The organism is Serratia sp. Sp408 (assembly GCF_057180665.1).
Window position 1 is genome coordinate 248,753 of sequence record NZ_JBXUFT010000001.1, and the last position, 23,158, is coordinate 271,910.

The 23,158-nt window shown below is 58.5% G+C and carries 19 protein-coding genes; 9 read left to right on the plus strand and 10 right to left on the minus strand.

Annotated elements, in window-relative coordinates:
• Nucleotides 1-39 precede the first annotated feature (39 nt).
• The 4 genes from AC2AXP_RS01230 to AC2AXP_RS01245 all read left to right on the plus strand — a co-directional run bounded on the left by AC2AXP_RS01230 (nucleotide 40) and on the right by AC2AXP_RS01245 (nucleotide 4,918).
• Nucleotides 40-1,305 (plus strand): GntP family permease, encoded by a 1,266-nt coding sequence (locus AC2AXP_RS01230; RefSeq protein ID WP_198773339.1) that lies wholly within the window; start codon nucleotides 40-42, stop codon nucleotides 1,303-1,305.
• A 10-nt stretch (nucleotides 1,306-1,315) separates the two neighbouring features.
• Nucleotides 1,316-2,464 (plus strand): glycerate kinase, encoded by a 1,149-nt coding sequence (locus AC2AXP_RS01235; RefSeq protein ID WP_039991033.1) that lies wholly within the window; start codon nucleotides 1,316-1,318, stop codon nucleotides 2,462-2,464.
• A 108-nt stretch (nucleotides 2,465-2,572) separates the two neighbouring features.
• On the plus strand, nucleotides 2,573-3,535 hold the full coding sequence (hemH, locus tag AC2AXP_RS01240) for a ferrochelatase (protein ID WP_004954482.1): 963 nt from the start codon (nucleotides 2,573-2,575) through the stop codon (nucleotides 3,533-3,535).
• A 78-nt stretch (nucleotides 3,536-3,613) separates the two neighbouring features.
• Entirely contained in the window at nucleotides 3,614-4,918 is a 1,305-nt protein-coding gene (locus AC2AXP_RS01245) for an inosine/guanosine kinase (protein WP_004954479.1), read from the plus strand.
• Between the two features lie 65 nt (nucleotides 4,919-4,983).
• Here the strand turns inward: AC2AXP_RS01245 and ybaL are convergent, their stop codons facing one another.
• Together ybaL and AC2AXP_RS01255 are read right to left on the minus strand one after the other, a co-directional pair.
• On the minus strand, nucleotides 4,984-6,678 hold the full coding sequence (gene ybaL, locus AC2AXP_RS01250; protein ID WP_004954475.1) for a YbaL family putative K(+) efflux transporter: 1,695 nt from the start codon (nucleotides 6,676-6,678) through the stop codon (nucleotides 4,984-4,986).
• Nucleotides 6,679-6,907: 229 nt separating this feature from the next.
• Entirely contained in the window at nucleotides 6,908-8,128 is a 1,221-nt protein-coding gene (locus AC2AXP_RS01255) for an MFS transporter (RefSeq protein WP_004954469.1), read from the minus strand.
• Nucleotides 8,129-8,306: 178 nt separating this feature from the next.
• Between AC2AXP_RS01255 and ushA the strand changes: the two genes are divergently transcribed.
• Nucleotides 8,307-9,959 (plus strand): bifunctional UDP-sugar hydrolase/5'-nucleotidase UshA, encoded by a 1,653-nt coding sequence (gene ushA / locus AC2AXP_RS01260; protein ID WP_198773337.1) that lies wholly within the window; start codon nucleotides 8,307-8,309, stop codon nucleotides 9,957-9,959.
• A 49-nt stretch (nucleotides 9,960-10,008) separates the two neighbouring features.
• Here the strand turns inward: ushA and ybaK are convergent, their stop codons facing one another.
• The 3 genes from ybaK to copA form a co-directional block, all read right to left on the minus strand.
• Nucleotides 10,009-10,488 carry a Cys-tRNA(Pro)/Cys-tRNA(Cys) deacylase YbaK gene (ybaK, locus tag AC2AXP_RS01265; RefSeq protein WP_449145276.1) on the minus strand — a complete coding sequence of 160 codons (480 nt, stop codon included), beginning with the start codon at nucleotides 10,486-10,488 and terminating at the stop codon, nucleotides 10,009-10,011.
• Between the two features lie 231 nt (nucleotides 10,489-10,719).
• Nucleotides 10,720-11,523: a TraB/GumN family protein gene (locus AC2AXP_RS01270; protein ID WP_004954455.1), complete on the minus strand. Its 804-nt coding sequence runs from the start codon at nucleotides 11,521-11,523 to the stop codon at nucleotides 10,720-10,722.
• A 160-nt stretch (nucleotides 11,524-11,683) separates the two neighbouring features.
• A complete protein-coding gene (gene copA, locus AC2AXP_RS01275) occupies nucleotides 11,684-14,203 on the minus strand; it encodes a copper-exporting P-type ATPase CopA (protein WP_050763090.1) in 2,520 nt (839 codons plus the stop codon).
• Nucleotides 14,204-14,311: 108 nt separating this feature from the next.
• On the opposite strand from copA, the gene cueR reads away from it, so the two are divergent.
• Entirely contained in the window at nucleotides 14,312-14,713 is a 402-nt protein-coding gene (gene cueR / locus AC2AXP_RS01280; RefSeq protein WP_004954450.1) for a Cu(I)-responsive transcriptional regulator, read from the plus strand.
• Here cueR and AC2AXP_RS01285 read toward each other — a convergent pair.
• Nucleotides 14,710-15,168: an NfeD family protein gene (locus AC2AXP_RS01285; protein ID WP_273869123.1), complete on the minus strand. Its 459-nt coding sequence runs from the start codon at nucleotides 15,166-15,168 to the stop codon at nucleotides 14,710-14,712. The two genes, cueR and AC2AXP_RS01285, sit on opposite strands and share 4 nt — an antisense overlap.
• 2 nt (nucleotides 15,169-15,170) lie before the next feature.
• Complete coding sequence (locus AC2AXP_RS01290) at nucleotides 15,171-16,076, minus strand: SPFH domain-containing protein (protein ID WP_004954444.1); 906 nt, start codon at nucleotides 16,074-16,076, stop codon at nucleotides 15,171-15,173.
• A gap of 243 nt (nucleotides 16,077-16,319) precedes the next feature.
• Between AC2AXP_RS01290 and cfa the strand changes: the two genes are divergently transcribed.
• A complete protein-coding gene (gene cfa, locus AC2AXP_RS01295; RefSeq protein WP_039991032.1) occupies nucleotides 16,320-17,471 on the plus strand; it encodes a cyclopropane fatty acyl phospholipid synthase in 1,152 nt (383 codons plus the stop codon).
• A 182-nt stretch (nucleotides 17,472-17,653) separates the two neighbouring features.
• Here the strand turns inward: cfa and AC2AXP_RS01300 are convergent, their stop codons facing one another.
• The 3 genes from AC2AXP_RS01300 to tesA form a co-directional block, all read right to left on the minus strand.
• Nucleotides 17,654-18,508, minus strand: coding sequence for a thioredoxin family protein (locus AC2AXP_RS01300; protein WP_004954440.1), 855 nt, complete (start codon nucleotides 18,506-18,508; stop codon nucleotides 17,654-17,656).
• A gap of 77 nt (nucleotides 18,509-18,585) precedes the next feature.
• On the minus strand, nucleotides 18,586-19,362 hold the full coding sequence (locus tag AC2AXP_RS01305) for an SDR family oxidoreductase (protein ID WP_004954437.1): 777 nt from the start codon (nucleotides 19,360-19,362) through the stop codon (nucleotides 18,586-18,588).
• A gap of 25 nt (nucleotides 19,363-19,387) precedes the next feature.
• Nucleotides 19,388-20,026 (minus strand): multifunctional acyl-CoA thioesterase I/protease I/lysophospholipase L1, encoded by a 639-nt coding sequence (gene tesA / locus AC2AXP_RS01310; RefSeq protein ID WP_164844328.1) that lies wholly within the window; start codon nucleotides 20,024-20,026, stop codon nucleotides 19,388-19,390.
• Here tesA and ybbA point away from each other — a divergent pair.
• Nucleotides 19,997-20,683: a putative ABC transporter ATP-binding protein YbbA gene (gene ybbA, locus AC2AXP_RS01315; RefSeq protein WP_039991029.1), complete on the plus strand. Its 687-nt coding sequence runs from the start codon at nucleotides 19,997-19,999 to the stop codon at nucleotides 20,681-20,683. The genes tesA and ybbA overlap by 30 nt on opposite strands.
• On the plus strand, nucleotides 20,680-23,112 hold the full coding sequence (gene ybbP / locus AC2AXP_RS01320; RefSeq protein ID WP_004954431.1) for a putative ABC transporter permease subunit YbbP: 2,433 nt from the start codon (nucleotides 20,680-20,682) through the stop codon (nucleotides 23,110-23,112). Before ybbA ends, ybbP begins: the two co-directional genes overlap by 4 nt.
• Nucleotides 23,113-23,158: the final 46 nt, after the last annotated feature.

Genomic DNA, 23,158 nt, shown 5'->3' on the forward strand with positions numbered 1-23,158 from the left:
ATATGTTGGCCTAACACCAACAACAAGAGAATAACAACAATGACAACGGTATCCACACTGGGTGCACTGGTGGCGTTGATTGTCGCCATCGTGCTGATTTTACGCAAGGTTCCGCCCGCTTACGGCATGATAGCCGGCGCGTTGGCGGGAGGATTGGTCGGCGGTGCCGATCTGGTACAAACCGTTACGCTGATGATTACCGGCGCTCAGGGCATTACCAATGCGGTGATGCGCATTCTGGCGGCGGGCGTGCTGGCCGGGGTGCTGATTGAGTCCGGCGCGGCGCATACCATTGCCGAAACCATCGTGCGCAAAGTGGGTGAAACCCGCGCGCTGCTGGCGCTGGCAGTGGCTACACTGATCCTGACGGCGGTCGGGGTATTTATCGACGTGGCGGTGATTACGGTTGCACCGATCGCCCTGTCGATCGCACAGAAGGCGGGGATCTCACGCGTGGCGATCCTGCTGGCGATGATCGGCGGCGGTAAGGCGGGCAACGTGATGTCGCCTAACCCCAACACCATTGCGGCGGCAGATAATTTCCACGTGCCGCTAACCTCGGTGATGATGGCGGGCATTGTGCCCGGCCTGTGCGGACTGGTGGTGGCCTACCTGCTGGCCAAGCGGCTCAGCAATCGGGGCAGCATGGTCAGTGCCGATGAGCTGACGGTGCAGGCCGAGGGCGTTCGCCCCGGTTTTATGGCGGCGATCAGCGCACCGTTGGTGGCCATCCTGCTGTTGTCGCTACGGCCGATCGCCGGCATAGCCATCGATCCCTTGATCGCCTTGCCGGTTGGCGGCCTGGTCGGCGCATTGCTGATGGGGCGAATTCGCCAATGCAATCAGTTTATGGTGTCGGGTCTGTCTCGCATGGCGCCGGTGGCGATCATGTTGCTTGGCACTGGCACGCTGGCGGGCATCATCGCCAATTCACAGTTAAAGGACGTGTTGATTAACGGCCTGACGCATACCGGCCTGCCGGCCTGGCTGCTGGCACCACTGTCCGGCGCGCTGATGTCCATGGCGACCGCGTCGACCACCGCCGGCACCGCCGTGGCATCAGGGGTGTTTAGCAGCACGCTGCTGGAACTGGGCGTCAGCGGCCTGGCGGGTGCAGCGATGATCCACGCCGGCGCTACGGTGCTTGACCATTTGCCGCACGGCAGTTTCTTCCACGCCACTGGCGGCAGCGTCAATATGGCGGTGCACGAGCGGTTAAAACTGTTGCCGTACGAAACGCTGGTGGGCTTTACCATTGCGGCAGTCTCTGCGCTGATGTTTGGCGTATTCAATCTGGCAGGCTAAGGAAACTATGATGAAAGCGCTGAGGAAAGTGGTAATCGCTCCGGACTCCTTTAAGGAAAGCCTGAGTGCGCTGGACGTTGCAGCGGCGATTGAACGCGGGTTTCGCCAGATTTATCCCGACGTTGAATACGTCAAGTTGCCGATGGCCGACGGCGGCGAAGGCACGGTGGATTCGATGGTGGCAGCGACCGAGGGCGAAATCGTTCAGTTGTCGGTACGTGGGCCGCTAGGCATGCCGGTTGAGGCATTTTATGGCCTGCTGGGCGACGGCGAAACGGCGGTGATTGAAATGGCGGCGGCCTCCGGCTTGCACCTGGCACCGAGCGATCAGCGCGATCCGTTGATCGCCACCAGCTATGGTACTGGCGAACTGATACTGGCGGCGCTCGATCGCGGCGTTAGCGCGATTATCCTCGGCATCGGCGGCAGCGCAACCAACGACGGCGGTGCCGGCATGATGCAGGCGCTGGGCGCCAGGCTGCTGGATGGGCAACAACGTCCCTTGCCGCCGGGCGGCGCGGCGCTGGCCAGCCTGGCCGAGCTTGATCTTTCCGGCGTGGATGCGCGTTTGCAACAGGTGAAGGTTACCGTGGCCTGCGACGTGGATAATCCGCTGTGCGGTAAAAACGGCGCTTCGGCCATTTTTGGTCCGCAAAAAGGTGCGACGCCGGCGATGGTTGAGCAGTTGGATAACGCGTTGCGTCATTACGGCACCCTGTTGGAACAGACCACCGGGCGCAAAGTGCTCAATGCACCGGGTGCCGGGGCGGCTGGCGGTATGGGCGCGGCATTGCTCGGCATGCTCGATGCGCAGCTGCGGCCAGGCATCGAAATCGTGATCGAAACCCTGCGGCTGGAAGAGGCGATCCTGGGAGCCGATCTGGTGATCACCGGCGAAGGGCGACTCGACAGTCAGTCTGTCCATGGCAAGACGCCGATTGGCGTGGCGCGCGTCGCCAAGCGGCATCGGCTGCCGGTGATTGGCATTGCCGGTAGCCTGGCGGCGGATTATCAGGTGGTGCACCAGCACGGCATCGACGCGGCGTTTTCGGTGATCGATCGCATCGTGACGCTGGAGGAGGCGCTGGGCAGCGCGGCGCATAACCTGGAAGTCACCGCGCGCAACGTGGCGGCGGTGTGGCAACTGGCACAACGGTAAAGCCTGTCGCTGTTATCGGTTCCGATAAACCTCATTTCCGTTACAATAGCCTCAGTCAATGGTTATAACCAGGATGCGCTGGGCGTAAGGGAAACGAGGGGAACAAAGATGAAGCAAGAGAAACACGGGGTGCTGCTGGTGAACTTGGGTACGCCGGATGCCCCGACTTCGCCTGCGGTAAAACGCTACCTGAAGGAATTCCTCAGTGACGATCGCGTGGTAGACACCGCGCCGCTGATCTGGTGGCCGATTCTCAATGGCGTCATTTTGCCGATCCGCTCGCCGCGCGTTGCCAAGCTGTATCAGTCGGTGTGGATGGACGAAGGTTCACCGCTGCTGGTGTTCAGTCGCCGGCAGCAACAGGCGCTGGCGGAAAGAATGCCGAACACGCCGGTGGAGCTGGGCATGAGCTATGGGTCGCCGAGTCTGGCACAGGCCATCGACAAACTGCTGTCGCAGGGCGTAACCCATCTGGTGGTGCTACCGCTGTACCCACAGTATTCATGTTCGACCAGCGCTGCGGTGTGGGACGGCGTGGCGCGCGTGCTCAAAGGCTATCGTCGCCTGCCATCGGTCAGCTTTATTCGCGATTACGCTGAGCACCCGGCGTATATCGCCGCATTGCGTCACAGCGTCGAACGGGCATTCGATCAGCATGGCCAGCCCGATCGGCTGTTGCTGTCGTTCCACGGCATTCCGAAACGCTATGCGCGGCTGGGGGATGACTACCCGCAACGCTGCGAAGATACCCTGCGCGCGCTGTCGGCATCGCTGCCGCTGGCGCCGGATCGCATCATGCTGACCTATCAGTCACGCTTTGGCCGTGAGCCATGGCTGACGCCGTATACCGACGAAACGCTGAAGGCGTTACCGGCGCAAGGCGTCAAGCATATTCAGGTTATTTGCCCGGGCTTCTCGGCCGACTGTCTGGAAACGCTGGAGGAAATCAAAGAGCAGAACCGCGAAATCTTTCTGCATGCCGGTGGTGAAAAATTTGAATATATTTCAGCGCTCAATGACGATTCGGCGCATATCGACATGATGCAGGAGCTGGTGGCGCAGCGTTTCTGATTGCCAACGGCGTATCATTTATCCGGCGGGAATGTGTTAACATTCCCCGCCTGTTAACTGCTACTACCGCCAAATTACATGAAATTTCCTGGTAAACGTAAGTCCAAACACTATTTTCCGGTGAACGCCCGCGATCCGTTATTGCAACAGGTTCAGCCCGAAAACGAAATCAGCACCTCTTATATCGTCGGCATCGATCAAACGCTGGTTGATATTGAAGCCAAAGTGGATGACGCGTTTGTTGAGCGCTATGGCCTGAGCCTGGGCCACTCGTTGGTGATTGAAGACCAGGTCGCCGAAGCGCTGTATCAGGAATTGAGCGAAAAAAACCTGATAACCCATCAGTTTGCCGGTGGCACCATCGGCAATACGCTACATAACTATTCGGTGCTGGCGGACGATCGCTCGATCTTGCTGGGTGTCATGTGCAGCAATATCAAAATCGGCAGTTACGCCTATCGTTACCTGTGCAATACCTCCAGCCGCACCGATCTCAACTATTTGCAGGCGGTAGACGGCGCGATTGGCCGTTGTTTCACGCTGATTAGCGAAAGCGGCGAACGCACCTTTGCCATCAGTCCCGGCCAGATGAACCAACTGCGCCCGGAAAGCATTCCGGAAGAGGTGATCGCCGGCGCGTCGGCGCTGGTGCTGACGTCATATCTGGTGCGTTGCAAACCCGGCGAACCGATGCCGGCGGCAACCATGCAGGCGATTGCTTTTGCCAAAAAGCATGATGTGCCAGTAGTGCTGACGCTGGGCACCAAATATGTGATCGCCGACAACCCGCAGTGGTGGCGCGACTTCTTGCGCGACAACGTCTCGATCCTGGCGATGAACGAAGACGAGGCGCTGGAACTGACCGGTCTAAGCGATCCGCTGACCGCGTCGGATATGGCGCTGGACTGGGTCGATCTGGTGCTGTGCACCGCCGGGCCGAACGGACTGTACATGGCCGGCTATACCGAAGAGGCGACCAAGCGCCAGACGCAGCACCCGTTGCTGCCGGGCCACATTGCCGAATTCAACCTTTACGAGTTCAGCCGTGCGATGCGTCGTGAGCATTGCGCAAGCCCGTTCCGCGTCTATTCGCATATTGCGCCGTATATGGGCGGGCCGGAAAAAATCATGAATACCAACGGGGCCGGTGATGGGGCGCTGTCGGCGCTGCTGCATGATATTGCCGCCAACGGTTATCACCGTAACAACGTGCCGAACTCCAGCAAGCATGCGCGCAGCTACCTGACCTACTCCTCGCTGGCACAGGTGTGCAAATATGCCAACCGCGTCAGCTATCAGGTGTTGAATCAGCATTCACCGCGTCTGACGCGCGGCCTGCCGGAACGGGAAGACAGCCTGGAAGAGTCTTACTGGGAACGGTAACCAGGGTTTGCTGCCATGCCGCTCAGGTTGAGCTGTCCGGCATGGCGATCCGCCAGGCAGGCCAATCAGATTGGGCAGGCTCCGGCTTTTTCTTCTTCGCTGATCTCGTCGAGTTGCAGAATATTCAGCATGCTGTTGGCGATTTCGCGTTCGCCCATCACCACCTGGTCGGCGCCGCGTTCGCTAATGTAGGTCACTTCATCGTCGTAATGGGCACGGGCGATAATGTCGATGTTTGGCCGCTTGCTGCGCGCCGAGGCGACGATTTCCCCCGCCTCGTAGCCGTTCGGAATGGTTAGCAGCAGCCATCGCGCGCAGTCGAGCCGCGCCAGCTCCATCACCTCTACGTTGGCGGCGTTGCCCAATACCGCTTTGATGCCCTGTTCGCGTAGCGCTTCCACCCGCGGGCGCGAGGTTTCAATCACCACCATCGGAATGCCGGCTTCGCGCAGCTTTTCGCCCAACAGGCTGCCAACGCGACCGTAGCCGACCACCAGCGCGTGGTTGCACATATCTACCGGGATCTGTTTTTCTTCTTCCACCGCTTCTTCCAGACTCTGCTCTTCCAGGGTTTCGGTTTTTGCCAGATAACGTTCGAGCAGGGTAAACAGCAGCGGGTTGAGCATAATGGACAAGATGGCGCCGGCCAGCACCAGATTGCGCCCGTGTTCCGACATCATGCCAAGCGAAATCCCCAGGCCGGCCAGAATAAAGGCGAATTCACCGATTTGCGCCAGGCTGGCGGAAATGGTCAGCGCGGTACGCTTGGAGTGTCCAAACATTCTCACCAACAGGAAGGCGGCGGCGGATTTGCCGAACACGATGATCGCCAGCGTCGCCAGCACCGCCAGCGGTTCGTTGATTAAAATCATTGGGTCGAACAGCATGCCGACCGAAACAAAGAACAGCACCGCAAAGGCATCGCGCAGCGGCAGGGTATCATGTGCCGCACGCTGGCTCAGTTCCGATTCGTTCAGCACCATGCCGGCAAAGAAGGCGCCGAGCGCAAACGACACGTCAAACAGGCCGACGGCACCGTAGGCGATACCGAGCGCCAGCGCCAGCACCGCCAGGGTAAACAGTTCGCGTGAGCCCGTGCTGGCGGTCTTGGCCAGGATCCACGGCACGGCACGGCGGCCGACGACGATCATCAGCGCCATAAAGGCCACCACCTTGCCGATGGTGATTGCCAGCTCGCTCAGCAGTTGCAGAGTGCTGGCGTGATTGCCGCCGCCCAACAGATTGCCGAAGGCCGGCAACAGCACCAGCGTCAGCACCATCGCCAGATCTTCGACGATCAGCCAGCCGATGGCGATTTGCCCGCGCTGGCTGTCGATAAGCTGCCGTTCTTCCAGCGCCCGCAGTAACACCACGGTACTGGCGGTCGACAGGCAGAGGCCAAATACCAGCCCGGAAATCAGATCCCAGCCTAGCAGATGCGACAGGCCGATACCCAACAGGGTGGCGACGGCGATCTGCGCAACGGCGCCGGGGATGGCGATGGATTTTACTGCCAGCAGATCTTTAAGCGAGAAATGGAGACCGACGCCGAACATCAACAGGATCACGCCGATTTCCGCCAGTTCCGGCGCCAGTGAGGTGTCGGCGACAAAGCCCGGCGTGAACGGGCCGGCGAGCACGCCTGCGGCAAGGTATCCCACCAACGGGGAAATGCGCAGACGGTTCGCCAGCATGCCGAGGAGGAAGGCGAGTACTAACCCTCCGACGATGGTGGTAATCAGCGGTGTTGAATGATGCATCCAGTCTCCTTCTTGCTTGCGGCGGGCGGGCTGTTACGTATTGATACATTTAGTTTATGACATTTGTCGGTACGCCGTTTGATTAAATGTTGCTATTTTGCAGAAAAAACGCTGATTGTTATGATAATCATGCCAAATGGCAGTTTTATGATGGATGGCGACAAATCACTAGTGGAGACAAGGAAGTGACCCGGTTGAAAGCTGATTTTCAACCGGGATAAAACGGCTGTTACTGCGGTTTATGATCCATATTTGGCAATAGTGCGGTGATAATGCCAATAAGAGGCAGGAAAGCACAGATTTTATAAACCAGCTCGATGCTGGTGGCATCCGCGACGTAGCCGAGTACCGCCGCGCCCAACCCGCCCATGCCAAAGGCAAAACCGAAGAACAGACCGGACACCATCCCCACTTTGCCGGGGATCAGCTCCTGCGCATATACCAGAATGGCCGAGAAGGCGGAAGCCAGAATCAGGCCGATGATCACCGTTAAAATGCCGGTCCATTCCAGCGAAACATAGGGCAGGGCCAGGGTAAACGGCGCCGCACCCAGAATGGAGGCCCAAATCACGTATTTGCGCCCGAAGCGGTCGCCAATCGGCCCACCGATAATGGTGCCGGCTGCCACCGCGAACAGAAAGGCGAACAGATGGATTTGCGCACTTTGCACCGACACGCCGAACTTGTGGATCAGATAAAAAGTGTAATAGCTACTGATGCTGGTGAGATAAAAATACTTGGAAAAAATCAGCACCAGCAAAATGGTCAGCGAAAAGGCGACGGTACGCTTGGGCAGCGGTTGCAGCAGCGCTGCCGGTTTGGCTTTGCCCTGTGCCGCACGATGCTGTTGTTGATACCATTTGCTGACCTGCAATAACACCACGATCGCCAATAGCGCCGCCAGGGTAAACCAGGCGACGTTGCCTTTGCCGTAAGGAGCAATAATCAGCGCAGCCAGTAGCGGGCCAAGCGAACTGCCAAAATTGCCGCCTACCTGGAACAGCGATTGTGCCAGTCCATGGCGCCCACCGGACGCCATGCGCGCTACCCGCGACGATTCCGGATGGAACACCGACGAGCCGGTACCGACCAGCGCCGCCGCCAGTAGCACCAGCGGGAAGGTGTTGGCCATCGACAGCAGCAGCAGGCCGCACAGGGTAAAGCCCATACCTATCGGCAGCGAATAGGGCTGCGGGTGCTTGTCGGTGTAATAGCCGATCAGCGGTTGCAGCAGCGAGGCAGTGAGCTGATAAGTCAGGGTAATCATGCCGATCTGCACGAAGCTAAGGTTAAAGTCGGCTTGCAAAATAGGGTAAATCGCCAGGATCAGCGATTGGATCATATCGTTAAGCAGGTGTGAAACGCTGATGGCGCCCAGTATGGAAAACGCGGTGCCCTTAACCGCGCTGCCTTTGGCCGGAGGCGTGGCGATGTCGCTACGGTCAGTCATATTATTGTTAGCCTGGTAAGGTTTAGTAGACAGGCTCACATCTTAAGCAGGTTGCTGGTTTTTTGCCAGATGCGACATAATCTGACGCATATCGCAAAAAATTGAAATCAGCGGTGGTTTATCTGCGTTACAATTCTGCACTCGTCACTTTGAACTGCTTATAACATGGAGATTCGTCATGCGTTTTGCGTTAAAAGCCAGCGTCTGTGCGTTGGCGGCGTCCCTCAGCGTGCTGCCAGGATTGGCCAGCGCCTGGGAAAAGGATAAAACCTACGACATCACCATTTTGCATACCAACGATCATCACGGCCATTTCTGGCGTAACGATCACGGCGAATATGGCCTTGGCGCGCAAAAAACGCTGGTGGACAGCATTCGTCAACAGGTGGCTGCACAGGGTGGCAGTGTGCTGCTGCTGTCGGGTGGCGACATCAATACCGGCGTGCCGGAGTCAGACTTGCAGGACGCCGAGCCTGATTTCCGCGGCATGAATCTGATTGGTTACGATGCAATGGCCATTGGCAACCATGAATTTGATAACCCGCTGAGCGTGTTGCGCCAGCAGGAAAAGTGGGCCACATTCCCACTGCTTTCCGCCAATATTTACCAAAAAAGCACTCAGCAGCGATTGTTCAAACCGTATGCGCTGTTTGACCGGCAAGGTATCAAAATTGCCGTTATCGGCCTGACAACCGACGATACTGCCAAAATCGGCAACCCGGAATATTTCACCGATATCGAGTTCCACGCGCCGGCCCAGGAAGCCAGGCGGGTGGTGGAGCAACTGCGTAACAGCGAAAAACCGGACGTGATCATCGCGGCGACCCATATGGGCCATTATGACGACGGAAAGCACGGCTCCAACGCACCCGGTGACGTCGAAATGGCCCGTAGCCTGCCGGCAGGCTATCTCGACATGATCGTCGGTGGCCACTCGCAGGATCCGGTATGCATGGCTGACAAAAACCATAAACAGGTCGATTACGTACCGGGTACGCCCTGTGCGCCAGACCGGCAGAATGGCACCTGGATCGTTCAGGCTCATGAGTGGGGCAAATACGTTGGCCGCGCTGACTTCCAGTTCCGCAACGGCGAGCTGAAGCTGGTGCATTATCAACTGATTCCGGTGAACCTGAAAAAGAAAGTGGACAAGGCCGACGGCAGCAGCGAACGGGTGTATTACACCCAGGAGATTGCGCAAGACCCCGGCATGATGAAATTGCTGACGCCGTTCCAGGACAAGGGCAAGGCGCAGCTGGAGGTCAAGATCGGCAGCGTTGACCGCAAACTGGAAGGCGATCGCAGCAAAGTGCGTTTTGTGCAGACCAATCTGGCGCGGGTGCTGCTGGCAGCACAAATGGAACGTGCCAACGCCGATTTCGCCGTGATGAGCGGCGGCGGGGTGCGGGATTCGATCGAACCTGGCGACATCACCTATAAAAACGTGCTCAAGGTACAGCCGTTTGGCAACACCTTGGTGTATGCGGATATGACCGGTCGCGAAGTGGAAAAATACCTGGCGGTGGTGGCCAATATGAAACCGGATTCCGGTGCCTATGCCCAGTTCGCCAACGTCAGTCTGCTGGCCGATGGCACCGGCGTCAGCCAGGTGAAGATCAACGGACAACCGCTGCAGGCGGATAAAACCTACCGTATGGCGACGCTCAATTTCAATGCCCTGGGCGGTGACGGCTATCCGAAGATCGACGGCTTGCCAAGCTATGTCAACACCGGTTTTATTGATGCCGAAGTGCTCAAGCAGTATATCGAGCAACATTCGCCGCTGAAGGCTGCGGCGTATGAGCCAAAAGGTGAAATCGTTTATCGGTAAACCTGGCGGCGGTGTTTTGTCGATGACAAGGCACTGCCGTGCGCCATGCTCACTCCCGCTTGGCGATATCGGCAAAGCTGCCTGACAGCAAACGACACAGGTCCGCTGCTGCCAGTTCAATATCCAGCCCGCGTTTGCCGCCGGAGACAAAGATGGTGGCAAACTGCTGTGCCGGGCTGTCGATCACCGTTGGCAGGCGCTTTTTTTGCCCAAGCGGGCTGATGCCACCGACCAGATAGCCGGTCACGCGTTGCGCCAGCTGCGGATCGGCCATTTCCGCCTTTTTGGCTCCCAGCGCCTTGGCCACCTTCTTCAGATCCAACTGACTGGCTACCGGCGTGACCGCCACCGCCAGGTGTTTGGCATCGCCGTTTAACGCCACCAACAGCGTTTTATAGACTTGATCGGCATTGAGCCCGAGCTTTTTGACCGCCTCATCACCAAAGTTGGTTTCGTCACTGTCGTGGTGATAAGGATGCAGGGTGAAGGCGACCTTTTGTTTTTCAAGCAGCACAACGGCGGGTGTCATAATGTTTGTCCTAGGATGATCCCGAGCGGGAAAGCGTTGCAACGTACGGCAACAAAATTACAAAAATAGCGCAAATACAGCAAGCCGTGCCGCCAATCAATAAAGCAGGTTGCCAATATGTTCACCAGATTGCTACCCTGTCAGCTGTAACCGTTAACACGGTTGCAATGCGTATAACTAGAATATGAGAAATTCCTCTTTGACTGGCCAATAGCGATATTGGCCATTTTTTTACTCTGCCAGCAGCATCGCCGGCAGGTTGTCCTCGCCGTACAAATGCAGGGCGCCGACCGCCACCACATATTTACCCGGCGGCAACGCCCGCAGTTGTTGCTGCCAGTTGCGGTTGCGCTGCTGCATCAGCACATCGTATAGCGCAGCGCTAAAGGTGGCCGGCAGCGTTTCCAGCGCCGTGTTGGGTTTGGCGTCCAGCCACCAACTGACCATGGTTTGCAGCAGGCGTGCATTGGTATGCCAATGCTCCAGCGTATCGCGCAGCAATGCCATACCGCCTTCGGGCAGCGCCTGCAGCATGTTCAATTGCTGTTGTGCACCTTCCAGCTCAATGACCTTTTTTTGCTGATCTCTGGCGGCCTGCAACAGCTGATAGTCAATGCCGTACTCCGCCCGTAGCCCAAGCCGTTGCGCTTGACGTGCCTGCATCATCAGCGCCACTTGCCAACCGGGCAGGGCGTTGAAAGCCTCAATATCCGTTCCCAGCTCCTGACACAGGAGTTGCAACTGCGCCAGCTCTTCTGCGTTGAGCCTTTCCGTCATCAAGGGCTGCGGATCGGCATCTGCGAACGGCGATGCGCTACCGGTAATGTCCGCTTCAACGATCAGCGCGTCGGCCTGCTTAAGCCGGCTGACCAACCGGGCAGGCAGTGGTTCCATGTCGACGGTGCCCATGTGAATGCTGCCAACCAGATGCAGTTGGCGATCGCCCGGCAGCGTCACGTCCAGAGCTGGATAGGCGTAGGCGATGGGAGAGATAAGGCCGAAAAAAGCGGCAATGCGGCGTAGCAGTTGACCCATACAACGTGGCTCCTGATGGCTCCGAGGACGCAGGCGATATGCTGTCGTTCATCGGGTAAAGCGTTTACCCCATGCTAAACGCTCTGCGCCGCGCAGGAAAGACAGAAAGTGGCAAAGAAGGGGCACAAAGAAAGGGGCCGCCAATGGCAGCCCCCGAGCATTACTGTTTAGGTTTAAAGCGCAATAAGCGGTTGGCGTTGCTGACCACGGTAATCGATGAGAGCGCCATTGCCGCGCCGGCCACCACCGGACTGAGCAGCGTCCCGGTGAGCGGGTACAGCACGCCGGCGGCGATCGGGATGCCCAAGGTGTTGTAAATAAACGCTCCGAGCAGGTTTTGCTTCATGTTGCGCAGCGTAGCCTTGGACAGTTCAAGCGCATCGGCAACGCCGTTCAGGCTGTGGCGCATCAGCGTAATCGCGGCGGTTTCGATGGCAATATCGCTGCCGCTGCCCATGGCAATACCGACGTCGGCCTGCGCCAATGCCGGGGCGTCGTTGATGCCGTCGCCCACCATTGCGACACGATGGCCCTGTGCCTGCAATTGCTTGATGGCGTCTGCCTTGCCGTCTGGCAGAACGCCGGCAATCACTCGGTCAATTCCGGCCTCCTTGGCGATGGCGTTTGCCGTCACCGGGTTATCGCCGGTCAGCATCACCAACTGATACCCCTGTTGATGCAAGCGCTGCAATGCGGCGACGCTGTCGCTGCGCAGCGGATCGCGAATGGCGATCAACGCAGCCGGTTTGCCGTCGGCGGCCAACAGCACCGGCGTGATGCCGCGCTCGGCCTGTTGTTGCATCTGGCTTTCCAAGGCGGTGATGGCAATCTGATGGTCCTGCAACAACCTGGCGTTGCCCAGCAGCAGTTTTACCCCGTCGGCCTCACCACTGACACCGGCACCGCGCAGGGTACGGAACTGACTAATCTGCGGCAGGTTCTGGCCCTCAGCGTGGTCGATAATGGCGCGTGCCAGCGGGTGGCTGGCGCCCTGCTCGAGCGCTGCTGCCCAACGTAGCGCCTGCTGTTCGCTCACCTGATTAAAGGTGACGATCTCCACCACGCGTGGTTGGCCTTCGGTCAGGGTGCCGGTTTTATCAAACACCAGCGTATCGAGATTACTGGCCTGTTGCAGCGCATCGGCATCACGTACCAGAACGCCAAACTCTGCCGCACGGCCGACGCCGGAAATAATCGACATTGGCGTTGCCAGGCCGAGCGCACACGGACAGGCGATGATCAGCACCGTGGTGGCGATCACCAGGGTATAAACCAGCTGCGGCTGCGGGCCGAAGAAATACCAGATTGCCGCGCTGAACAGCGCGATGGCGACCACCGTCGGCACGAACACCGCAGATATCCGGTCGGCCAACTGGCCTATTTCCGGTTTACTGCTTTGCGCCTGGCGTACCAGCTTGATGATGCGCGCCAGCGTGGTTTTGCTGCCGATGGCGGCGGCGCGGAACAGCACGCTGCCGTCTTCCACCACCGTGCCGGCATGTACGGTATCGCCAACGCCTTTTTGCTGCGGTACTGCTTCACCGGTCAGCATTGCTTCGTCGATCCACACTTCACCCTGAATGATTTCTCCGTCCACCGGAATACGGTCGCCGGTAGTCAGGCGCAGCGTCATGCCCAGTTGCACTTCTGCCAGCGGGATACTCTGCTCACCGTTATCGGTAACCAGACGCGCAGTGGGCGGTGTCAGATCCAGCAGTCTTTCCAGCGCCTGCGAGGAGCGTTGACGTGCCCGCTGCTCCATTGCATGGCCGAGGTTAATCAAGCCGATGATCATGGCGCTGGCTTCGTAATACAGATGTCGCGCCGCCATCGGGAAGAATTCGGGCCACAGGTTAACGCTGATCGAATACAGCCATGCAGCGCCGGTACCGAGCGCCACCAGCGTATCCATGGTGGCGCTGCCGTTTTTCAGCGCACGCCAGGCGTTACGGTAAAAGTGACCGCCGGCAAACACCATGACCGCCAGGGTTATCAGACCGACGATCAACCACGGCCGTTGGGTCTGCGCCGTCAGCGTCATGCTGCCGCCAAACAGACCCCAGGCCATCAGCGGGATACCCAGAGCCAGGCCGAGCGCTGCCTGCCAGCGGAACCGCTTCATATTGTCCTGTGCGGTTTGTTGCTGGCGTTCGCGACGTTCGGTTTCATCCTGAATCATTTCCGCGCCGTAACCGGCTTTTTCCACTGCGGCTATCAGCTGCTGCGGATTGGCCGCGCCGGTGATCAATGCGCTGCGCTCCGCCAGATTGACCCGCGCCTGTTCGACGCCTGGCACGCTCTGCAGCGCATTTTGCACTTTGCTGACGCAGCTGGCACAGCTCATGCCGCTCAACAACAGTTGCACGCTGTCGTCGTCCTGCTCGGATGTTGCCGGAGTTAAAACCTGTGCCGCTGACTGCGTTTCCGGCAACGAAGGAGTTGCATCAACCAACGGCTCAGTTTTTGGGTGGCTATCGGCTCCCGCCAGGCTGGCATGATACCCGGCCTGTTCGACTGCCTCGATCAAGGTCTGCGGATCGGCGTCGCCGGTGACTTTGGCGCTGTCGATGGTGACGTCCGCAGTCGTGACACCCGGCACAGCTTCCAGGGCTTTACGTGTACTGCCAACACAGTGCATGCAGGACAGTCCCTGCAATGCCAACACGGTAGTTTGTGACATAGAGTGGTTCCTCGCGTTAGGGAGTTGATTAAGACTTGACCGCCTTAACTCTTTTCATTGAGAATGAGCTTAAACCTTCCAGCAAGGGTAAGGTCAAGGGGGGGGGGAATGAATATTAGCGATGTTGCCAAAAAAACCGGTTTAACCAGTAAAACCATTCGTTTTTACGAGGAAAAAGGCTTGGTCACCGCGCCGATGCGCAGCGAGAACGGCTACCGCAGCTACAGCGCGAAGCATATAGAAGAACTGACATTATTGCGCCAGGCGCGTCAGGTTGGTTTTAATCTGGACGAATGCCGTGAGCTGGTCGCGCTGTTTAACGATCCCGCCCGGCACAGTGCCGATGTTAAAGCCCGCACGCTGCAAAAAGTGACCGATATTGAAAAACACATTCAGGAACTGGGTGAAATGCGTCAGCGCCTGTTGCTGCTGGCGGAGCAGTGCCCGGGGGATGATGGTGCAGACTGCCCGATCATTAACAATCTGGCAGGCTGCTGCCACAAACATTAGCGATTAAGCGCGCGGATCACCAGCGTAGCGCCGTCAACCGCAATCACTTCTACTTCGGTACCGGCCGGTAAATCCTGTGCTGCCTGCGCACGCCAGCTGCTGTCACCGATGTTTACCCGCCCCACGCCGTTGCGTATCGGTTCGCTCAGCGTGGCGCGGGTGCCGATCAACTGGCGGTTGCGTTGGTTCAGCACTGCGCTACCGCCGGTTTCCTGCGGGCGCTGTCGTAGCCAGTACCACCATAGATAGGCTACCAATATCACCAGAATGGCAAACAGTACGCCTTGCCATTCCCAACTGATGGCCGGTAGCAGCCAGGCGATGGCGCCGACCACTACCGCAGCCACGCCGCTCCACAACAGGTAGCCGCTGGCGCCAAGCATTTCCGCCGCCAGCAGCAGACCGCCGAGTGAAAGCCAGAACCAGTGTGGATGTGCCGCAATCTGTTCCAGCATCATTATTGGCCTTTGCTGTCTTTCAATAATTCGCTGATACCACCAATCGAGCCGAGCAGGCTGCTGGCATCCAGCGGCATCATGATTACTTTACTGTTGTTGGCGGAGCCGATTTTTTGCAGCGCGTCGGTGTATTTCTGCGCGACGAAGTAATTAACTGCCTGAATGTTTCCGTTTGCTATCGCGTCGGACACCAGTTGGGTGGCGCGGGCTTCGGCTTCGGCTGCACGTTCCCGCGCTTCTGCCTGCAGGAAGGCAGACTGACGTTCGCCTTCCGCCTTGAGGATTTGTGACTGTTTATCCCCCTCGGCGCGCAGTATCGCGGCCTGCCGTACTCCTTCGGCTTCCAGAATGTCCGCACGTTTGGTACGTTCCGCCTTCATTTGCGCGTTCATCGAGGCGACCAGCTCGGCCGGTGGGCGCACGTCGCGGATTTCGATACGGGTGATTTTGACGCCCCACGGATTGGTGGCCTCGTCGACGATATGCAGCAGTCGGCTGTTGATACTGTCGCGCTGCGACAGCATTTCATCCAGTTCCATCGAGCCGAGAACGGTACGGAAGTTGGTCATGGTCAGATTGACAATCGCCAGCTCAAGGTTGCTGACCTCATAGGCGGCACGTGCCGGATCGACCACCTGAATAAAGCACACGGCGTCGATGGCGACGTTGGCGTTGTCACGTGAAATGATTTCCTGCGACGGGATGTCGAGCACCTGTTCCATCATGTTGATTTTGCGACCAATACGGTCCATGAATGGCACTACCAGGTTCAGGCCGGGCATCAGCGTCTTGGTGTAGCGGCCAAAGCGTTCAACCGTCCATTGGTAACCTTGCGGCACAATTTTGACGCCGGCGAACACCACGATCAACGCCACGACGATGATGATGGGAATAAGGGTAAACATGGCATAACCTCCTGTCAGACATATGTAAATAGATATTACGCCACCCGGTGGGTAAAGCCTAATCAATCCACAAGATGTCATCTTCAACTATGCCAATTTGGCATGTTGCCAATAATTTTAATTCATTTCATGCCATTTAACCGCTTGGTTACAGTAATAGAGAGGACAACCTCCCATTTCAAAAATTTGTCATTTCAATTTGCGACTATGCTTTTTGAAACGTCTTTTACGGCAAGGATTCTTATGGATTCGATCGGTATTAATGAACTGTCGCAGAAAAAAGATCGCTGGCATGTCATTATTGAACAGATGCTCGGTGAGGCTGGCATAACAATTAATGGCAGCCAGACGTTTGATATTCAGGTAAAAAACCCGGCGCTGTTCAAACGTATATTGCAGGAAGGCTCGCTGGGTTTCGGTGAAAGTTATATGGATGGCTGGTGGGATTGCGAACGGCTGGATATCTTGTTCACCCGTATTTTACGGGCGGGCATTGATGAACGCCTACCGAGCAGCCTGACGGATATTGCGCGTATCGCCTATGCACGACTGGTCAACCGCCAATCGCGCAAACGCGCCTGGCAGGTTGGCAAGGAACATTACGACATTGGCAACGACCTGTTCAGCCAAATGCTGGATCCCTACATGCAGTATTCCTGCGGCTATTGGAAAGACGCGGACACGCTGCAGCAGGCACAGCAAAACAAGCTGAAGATGATCTGCGAAAAGCTGCGCTTGCAACCGGGAATGAGCTTGCTGGATATCGGCTGCGGCTGGGGTGGGCTGGCGCAGTATGCGGCGGAACAGTACGGAGTAAAAGTGCATGGCGTGACCATTTCTGCCGAACAGCAAAAAATGGCGCAGCAACGTTGTGCCGGCCTGGAGGTCGAGATTTTATTGCAAGATTACCGCGATCTGCATCGGCAGTTTGACCGCATCGTCTCGGTGGGGATGTTCGAGCACGTCGGGCCGAAAAACTACGACACTTATTTTAACGTAGCGGCACGCAACCTGAAGCCTAACGGACTGTTTTTGCTGCACACCATCGGTTCCAATCAAACCGATCTCAACGTAGACGCCTGGATCGATAAATACATCTTCCCGAACGGCTGTCTGCCATCGGTAAAACACATCGCCGAGGCCAGTGAAGGGCGTTTTGTGATGGAAGACTGGCACAATATCGGCGCGGATTACGACCGCACCCTGATGGCCTGGCTTGATAACTTCACCCGGGCATGGCCGTCGCTGGCGGACAATTACTCCGAGCGCTTCGAACGCATGTTTACCTACTACCTGAATGCCTGCGCCGGCGCATTTCGTTCGCGCAATATTCAGCTATGGCAGGTGTTGTTCAGTCCGCAAGGGGTTGAGGGCGGGGTGCGGGTTTACCGTTGATATCCCCGTTATATTTCACGCTGCCTCGGCGTTGGCTGCCTTCAGTCACCCCGGTCACACAGTGACCTATGCTGCCGGGGATTCCTGGCGTTGCCGCCTTGATGCAACGCGAACTATCCAAGGGATAACGTTCGCGTCTGGGATCGCGTCGAAAAGGGCGGTGGAGCCCGCCCACTCGGCGATCAGTAGAGCAATGAATACAGCTGGCGGCGGTACTTGGCTGCCAGCGCATCGCCGGTACCGAGCGCGGCGAGGATATCCATCAGCGTCTTGCGGGCGCTGCCGTTGGCGGCGGTCAGATCTTTCTTCAGGTGACCCATCAGCTGTTCCAGTGCTTCTTCGTTGCGACCAACCTGGTGCAATTGCAGCGCCAGCTGTACCGCCAATTCGGCGTTGGTTGGGTCGGCGTCAACCTGCTGCTGCAAAAGCTGGATTTCCGGCGTATCGGCGGCCTGTTTCATCAGTTCGATCTGTGCTACCAACCCTTGATAACGCGTGTCGCGATCTTGCAGCGGGATGGTGGCCAGCACCGCTTCGGCGTCTTCAATGCGGTTGAGCGTCAACTGGGTTTCCGCCAGTGTCAGTCCGATATCACCGCGCTGATTGCTGCTCTGCCAGGCGTCCTTCAACAGCGGCAGCGCCTCGATGGCGTTGCCTGCCTGCAACAGTTCATTGGCCTGTGCCAGCTTCAGATCTTCCGCCTTCGGCAGAAAACGCTGCAGGAATTCGCGGATAACCTCTTCCGGCTGCGGGCCCTGGAATCCGTCTACCGGCTGGCCGTCTTTAAACAGATAAACGGTAGGAATCGAACGTAACCCGAACTGCGAGGCAATCATCTGTTCGGCATCACAGTCCACTTTTGCCAGCACGAACTGGCCGGCGTATTCCGTCGCCAACTTGTCCAGCAACGGCGTCAGTTGCTGGCAGTGCTGGCTGCGATCGGACCAGAAGTAGAACAGCACCGGAACGGACATCGATTGTTCCAGCGTTTGCTGCAGATTCATTTCGTTAATATCAATAACAGTCGGAGCTAGCATGGGTTTCTCTCTGATCGTGCAAGTCTGATTAACACTAGGTGGGGGCAGGGGGGACATCGTTCAACCCCGCAATGAAATTAACCGTTGCTGCGCAACAGCCAGTCCAGCGCGCGACCGGGCAAAATACGGCGCAGTACGCTCAAGGCATGGGCCAACAGGGTCACCGGATAGCGCAGCCGCGCTTTCGGGCTTTCCAGCGCATGGCGCAATTTGGGCAACACCGCCTCTGGCGGCAGCGTCAGGCGTTTGGCAATCCCCGGATTGTGTACCGGCCGATCGCTACGCGTTTGGTTGACGTTTTGGCTGAAATGGGTAGTCAGCGGGCCGGGTTCGATCAGACTGACCTGAATACCGGTACCGTGCAGTTCCATACGCAGGGCATCTGACCACGCTTCCAGCGCGAACTTGCTGGCGGCATAGGCGCCGCGCCCGGCACTGGACACCAGCCCCATCACCGAACTGGTCTGAATAATGCGCCCTTCGCCGTGCGGCAGCATGGCCGGCAACAGCAGTTGCGTCAACTGGTGGGTGCCGAACAGGTTGGTGGAAAACTGCTGTTCCAACTGTTGGCGGGAAATGCCGCTGAGCGGGCCGTATACCCCGAACCCACCATTGTTGAACAGGCCGTACAGCCGACCGCCGGTCATGTCGATCACCTGCGCCGCCGCCCGCTCAACGCTGGCGCTGTCGTCCAGATCAAGCTCGATGCCTTCCAGCCCGAGCTGCTGCATGTTGTCGACGTCCTGCGCCTTACGACAGGCCGCCAGCACGCGGTAGCCGCGGTTACGCAAGTCCTGAGCTGCGATCAGGCCAATGCCGCTGGAACAACCGGTTATCAATACCGCTTTTTGCATAACTTTACCTAGTGTACAACCCTATTTAATTAGACTCATGTTTTACTAATGGTTTCAGGCGCTCCGCCATCCAGGTGGCGATAAACGGCTGCGCGTCGCGGTTGGGGTGCAAACCGTCATCCTGCATCCATTCCGCTTTGATCGCCACCTGTTCCATATAAAACGGCACCAGCGGAATGTTGAACTGTTTGGCCAACTGCGGGTAAATCGCGCTGAAGGCCTCAGTATAGCGGCGTCCGTAGTTCGGCGGTATGCGGATTTGCATCAGCAGCGGCTGGGCGCCAGCCTGTTGCACCAGGGTAATGATCTGGCCGAGATCGCGCTGCACATCCTGCGCCGGGAAGCCGCGCAGGCCGTCGTTGGCCCCCAGCTCAATCAGCACCCAACGCGGTTTATGCTGCGTCAACAGCGTCGGCAAGCGTGCCAGGCCTTGAGCGGCGGTGTCGCCGCTGATACTGGCATTGATTACCGTCGGCTCACCGGGCTGCTGCTGCCATTGGTTGGCCAGCAGCGTCGGCCAGGCCTGTGCGACCGGCAGCCGATAGCCGGCGCTTAAACTGTCGCCAAGAATCAATAACGTATCGGCAGCCGCCGCACGTAAACCGAATAAGCCCAACAGCAAAAGGAAGGGAAAATGCCAGCGGAAAACGTTCTTGAAGTTCATCATCTTAGTAAACACGTTGGTCAGGGTGAGCATCAGCTCACCATCCTTACCGGAGTCGAGCTGGTTGTCAAACCCGCGCAGACAATTGCCCTGATAGGCGAGTCCGGTTCGGGCAAGTCGACGCTGTTGGGGATCCTGGCCGGGTTGGATGACGGCAGCGCAGGCGATGTTCATTTACTGGGCGAATCATTGACCGCGTTGGACGAAGAGGGGCGCGCCGCGTTGCGCGCCAACAACGTCGGCTTTGTGTTTCAGTCGTTCATGCTGGTGCCGACGCTCAACGCGTTGGAAAACGTACAATTGCCGGCGTTGCTGCGCGGCGAAAGCGATCGCCAGAGCCGCGAACAGGCGGTGCAACTGCTGGAGCAGCTTGGTCTGGGGCAGCGTCTGAGTCATCTGCCGGCACAGCTGTCCGGCGGTGAGCAGCAGCGGGTGGCGCTGGCGCGTGCCTTTAGCGGTCGGCCGCGGGTGCTGTTTGCCGACGAGCCGACCGGCAACCTGGACCGCCAGACCGGCGAGCGCATCGTCGATCTGCTGTTTACCTTGAACCGCGATTTTGACACCACGCTGATCCTGGTGACTCACGATGAAACGTTGGCGGCGCGCTGCCAGCGTCGGCTGCGCTTGCGTGAAGGCAAGCTGTGGGAGGAAGCATGATCTGGCGCTGGTTCTGGCGTGAATGGCGCTCTCCCTCGCTGCTGATTGTCTGGTTGGCATTGACATTGTCGGTGGCCTGCGTGCTGGCGCTTGGCAGTATCAGCGATCGCATGGACAAGGGGCTAAGCCAGCAGAGCCGGGATTTCATTGCCGGCGATCGGGTGTTGCGCAGCGCGCGGCCGGTGCCGGAGGGCTGGCTGCTTGATGCGCAACAGCAGGGCTTGCAGGTCAGTCGCCAACTGTCATTTACCACCATGACCTATGCCGGCGACAGACCGCAACTGGCGAACGTCAAGGCGACCGATCTGGCCTATCCGCTGTATGGCCGGCTTGAGACACGCCCGGCCAACGTCAAGCCGCAACCAGGCACGGTGCTGGTGGCGCCGCGCCTGCTGGCGTTGCTGGGGGTGAAGGTCGGCGATAACCTGGAGGTGGGTGATACCCGGCTGCGTATCGCCGGGGAGATCGTCCAGGAGCCGGATTCTGGCTTTAACCCTTTCCAGACCGCGCCGCGTATTCTGATCAACATGGCGGATGTCGACAAAACCGGTGCGGTGCAGCCCGGCAGTCGCTTGACCTATCGCTATATGTTTGCCGGTACGGCGGAGGATCTGGCGCGTTATGAAACGCGTCTGACCCCACAGCTGAAAGCCGACCAACGTTGGTTTGGACTGGAAAATTCCGGCGGGGCGCTGGGTAAGTCGCTGCAACGTTCGCAACAGTTCCTGCTGCTGTCTGCGTTATTGACGCTGCTGCTGTCAATCGCCGCGGTGGCGGTGGCGATGAGTCATTATTGCCGCAGCCGTTACGATCTGATCGCGGTATTGAAAACCCTGGGCGCCGGCCGCCGGGCACTACGTCGGCTGATTATCGGCCAGTGGCTGGCGGTGCTGGCGCTGGCAGCGCTGTGCGGCAGCGTCATCGGGCTGGCGTTTGAGGCGTTGCTGATCAGATTGCTGGCGCCGGTGTTACCGGGCGAGCTGCCGGCAGCCGGCGGCTGGCCGTGGTTGTGGTCGATGGGTGCGCTGGTGCTGATCTCCCTATTGGTCGGTATACGGCCGTATCGCCAGCTGTTGGCCACCCAGCCGCTGCGCGTGTTGCGGCGCGATGTGGTGGCCAATGTCTGGCCGCTGCGCTATTTCCTGCCGGCGACCGCCATCGTGGTGGTGGCGGTGCTGACGGTGCTGATGGGAGCCAGCACGCTGCTGTGGTCGATTCTGGCCGGTATGCTGGTGCTGGCGCTGCTGTTGGGCGGCATTGGCTGGGGCAGTCTGCTGTTGCTGCGTCGTATCACGCTACGCAATCTGGCGCTACGTCTGGCGGTCAACCGGCTGTTGCACCAGCCGTGGGTGACGGTCAGCCAATTGGCGGCCTTTTCGCTGTCGTTCATGCTGCTGGCGTTGCTGTTGGTGTTGCGCGGCGATCTGCTGGATCGTTGGCAGCAGCAACTGCCGCCGGATACGCCGAACTACTTCCTGCTGAACATGACCGGCGAACAGGTACCGCAGGTCAAGGCGTTCCTGCAACAGCATCAACTGCCGGAGGAAACCTATTATCCGATTGTGCGCGTCCGTCTGACGGAAATTAACCAACAGGTGGCGACCGAACGGGTGCATGAGGACGATCCGGGCGGCGAAGCGGTCAACCGCGAGCTGAACCTGACCTGGCTGGCGGCACGGCCGGATCACAATCCGCTAACCGCCGGATACTGGCCACCGAAGGCCGGTGAAGTGTCAATGGATGCCGGCATCGCTGAGCGACTTAAGGTGACGTTGGGCGATACGCTGACCTTCAGCGGCGATACGCAGTCGTTCAATGCCAAAGTAACCAGCCTGCGCCAGGTGGATTGGGAAAGCCTGAAACCCAACTTCTACTTTATCTTCCCGCCGGGTGCGCTCGACGGTCAGCCGCAAACCTGGCTGACCAGCTTCCGTTACGACGGTGACGGCAGCATGCTGACGCAATTGAATCGGCAATTCCCGACCCTAAGCCTGATGGATATCGGTTCCATCCTGCAACAGGTCGGCGGCGTGTTGCAGCAGGTGAGTCGGGCGCTGGAGGTGATGGTGGTACTGGTGGTGGTGTGCGGCGGTCTGCTGTTGCTGGCGCAGGTGCAGGTCGGCATGCGCCAACGGCGACAGGAACTGGTGGTGTACCGCACGCTGGGCGCCAGCAAGCGTTTGCTGCGTGGCACGCTGTGGTGCGAGTTTGCACTGCTCGGTCTGGTGGCGGGGATCGCCGCTGCGGTCGGCGCAGAGGCGGCGCTATGGTTGCTGCAAAGCCGGGTGTTTGACTTCCCGTGGCAGCCAACGCCGCTGTTGTGGTGGTCATTGCCGTTGCTCAGCGCGTTGCTGCTGTCACTGTGCGGCGGCTGGCTGGGAGTGCGCCTGCTGCGTGGCCAGGCGCTGTTCCGCAGCTACGAGGGTTAACGCCGTTATGACCAGCCCAGCCCTGTGGCGGCGTTCCGCCTGCTAC

Excerpts from the sequence above, each read along its gene's own strand:
- AC2AXP_RS01235 (WP_039991033.1), top strand. The coding sequence starts at position 1,316 with ATGAAAGCGCTGAGGAAAGTGGTAATCGCTCCGGACTCCTTTAAGGAA.
- ushA (WP_198773337.1), top strand. The coding sequence starts at position 8,307 with ATGCGTTTTGCGTTAAAAGCCAGCGTCTGTGCGTTGGCGGCGTCCCTC.
- ybaL (WP_004954475.1), bottom strand. The coding sequence starts at position 6,678 with ATGCATCATTCAACACCGCTGATTACCACCATCGTCGGAGGGTTAGTA.
- AC2AXP_RS01230 (WP_198773339.1), top strand. The coding sequence starts at position 40 with ATGACAACGGTATCCACACTGGGTGCACTGGTGGCGTTGATTGTCGCC.
- ybaK (WP_449145276.1), bottom strand. The coding sequence starts at position 10,488 with ATGACACCCGCCGTTGTGCTGCTTGAAAAACAAAAGGTCGCCTTCACC.
- AC2AXP_RS01305 (WP_004954437.1), bottom strand. The coding sequence starts at position 19,362 with ATGCAAAAAGCGGTATTGATAACCGGTTGTTCCAGCGGCATTGGCCTG.
- AC2AXP_RS01285 (WP_273869123.1), bottom strand. The coding sequence starts at position 15,168 with ATGCTGGAACAGATTGCGGCACATCCACACTGGTTCTGGCTTTCACTC.
- AC2AXP_RS01300 (WP_004954440.1), bottom strand. The coding sequence starts at position 18,508 with ATGCTAGCTCCGACTGTTATTGATATTAACGAAATGAATCTGCAGCAA.
- AC2AXP_RS01255 (WP_004954469.1), bottom strand. The coding sequence starts at position 8,128 with ATGACTGACCGTAGCGACATCGCCACGCCTCCGGCCAAAGGCAGCGCG.
- tesA (WP_164844328.1), bottom strand. The coding sequence starts at position 20,026 with ATGAACTTCAAGAACGTTTTCCGCTGGCATTTTCCCTTCCTTTTGCTG.
- AC2AXP_RS01270 (WP_004954455.1), bottom strand. The coding sequence starts at position 11,523 with ATGGGTCAACTGCTACGCCGCATTGCCGCTTTTTTCGGCCTTATCTCT.
- cfa (WP_039991032.1), top strand. The coding sequence starts at position 16,320 with ATGGATTCGATCGGTATTAATGAACTGTCGCAGAAAAAAGATCGCTGG.
- ybbP (WP_004954431.1), top strand. The coding sequence starts at position 20,680 with ATGATCTGGCGCTGGTTCTGGCGTGAATGGCGCTCTCCCTCGCTGCTG.
- ybbA (WP_039991029.1), top strand. The coding sequence starts at position 19,997 with ATGCCAGCGGAAAACGTTCTTGAAGTTCATCATCTTAGTAAACACGTT.
- hemH (WP_004954482.1), top strand. The coding sequence starts at position 2,573 with ATGAAGCAAGAGAAACACGGGGTGCTGCTGGTGAACTTGGGTACGCCG.
- cueR (WP_004954450.1), top strand. The coding sequence starts at position 14,312 with ATGAATATTAGCGATGTTGCCAAAAAAACCGGTTTAACCAGTAAAACC.
- AC2AXP_RS01290 (WP_004954444.1), bottom strand. The coding sequence starts at position 16,076 with ATGTTTACCCTTATTCCCATCATCATCGTCGTGGCGTTGATCGTGGTG.
- AC2AXP_RS01245 (WP_004954479.1), top strand. The coding sequence starts at position 3,614 with ATGAAATTTCCTGGTAAACGTAAGTCCAAACACTATTTTCCGGTGAAC.
- copA (WP_050763090.1), bottom strand. The coding sequence starts at position 14,203 with ATGTCACAAACTACCGTGTTGGCATTGCAGGGACTGTCCTGCATGCAC.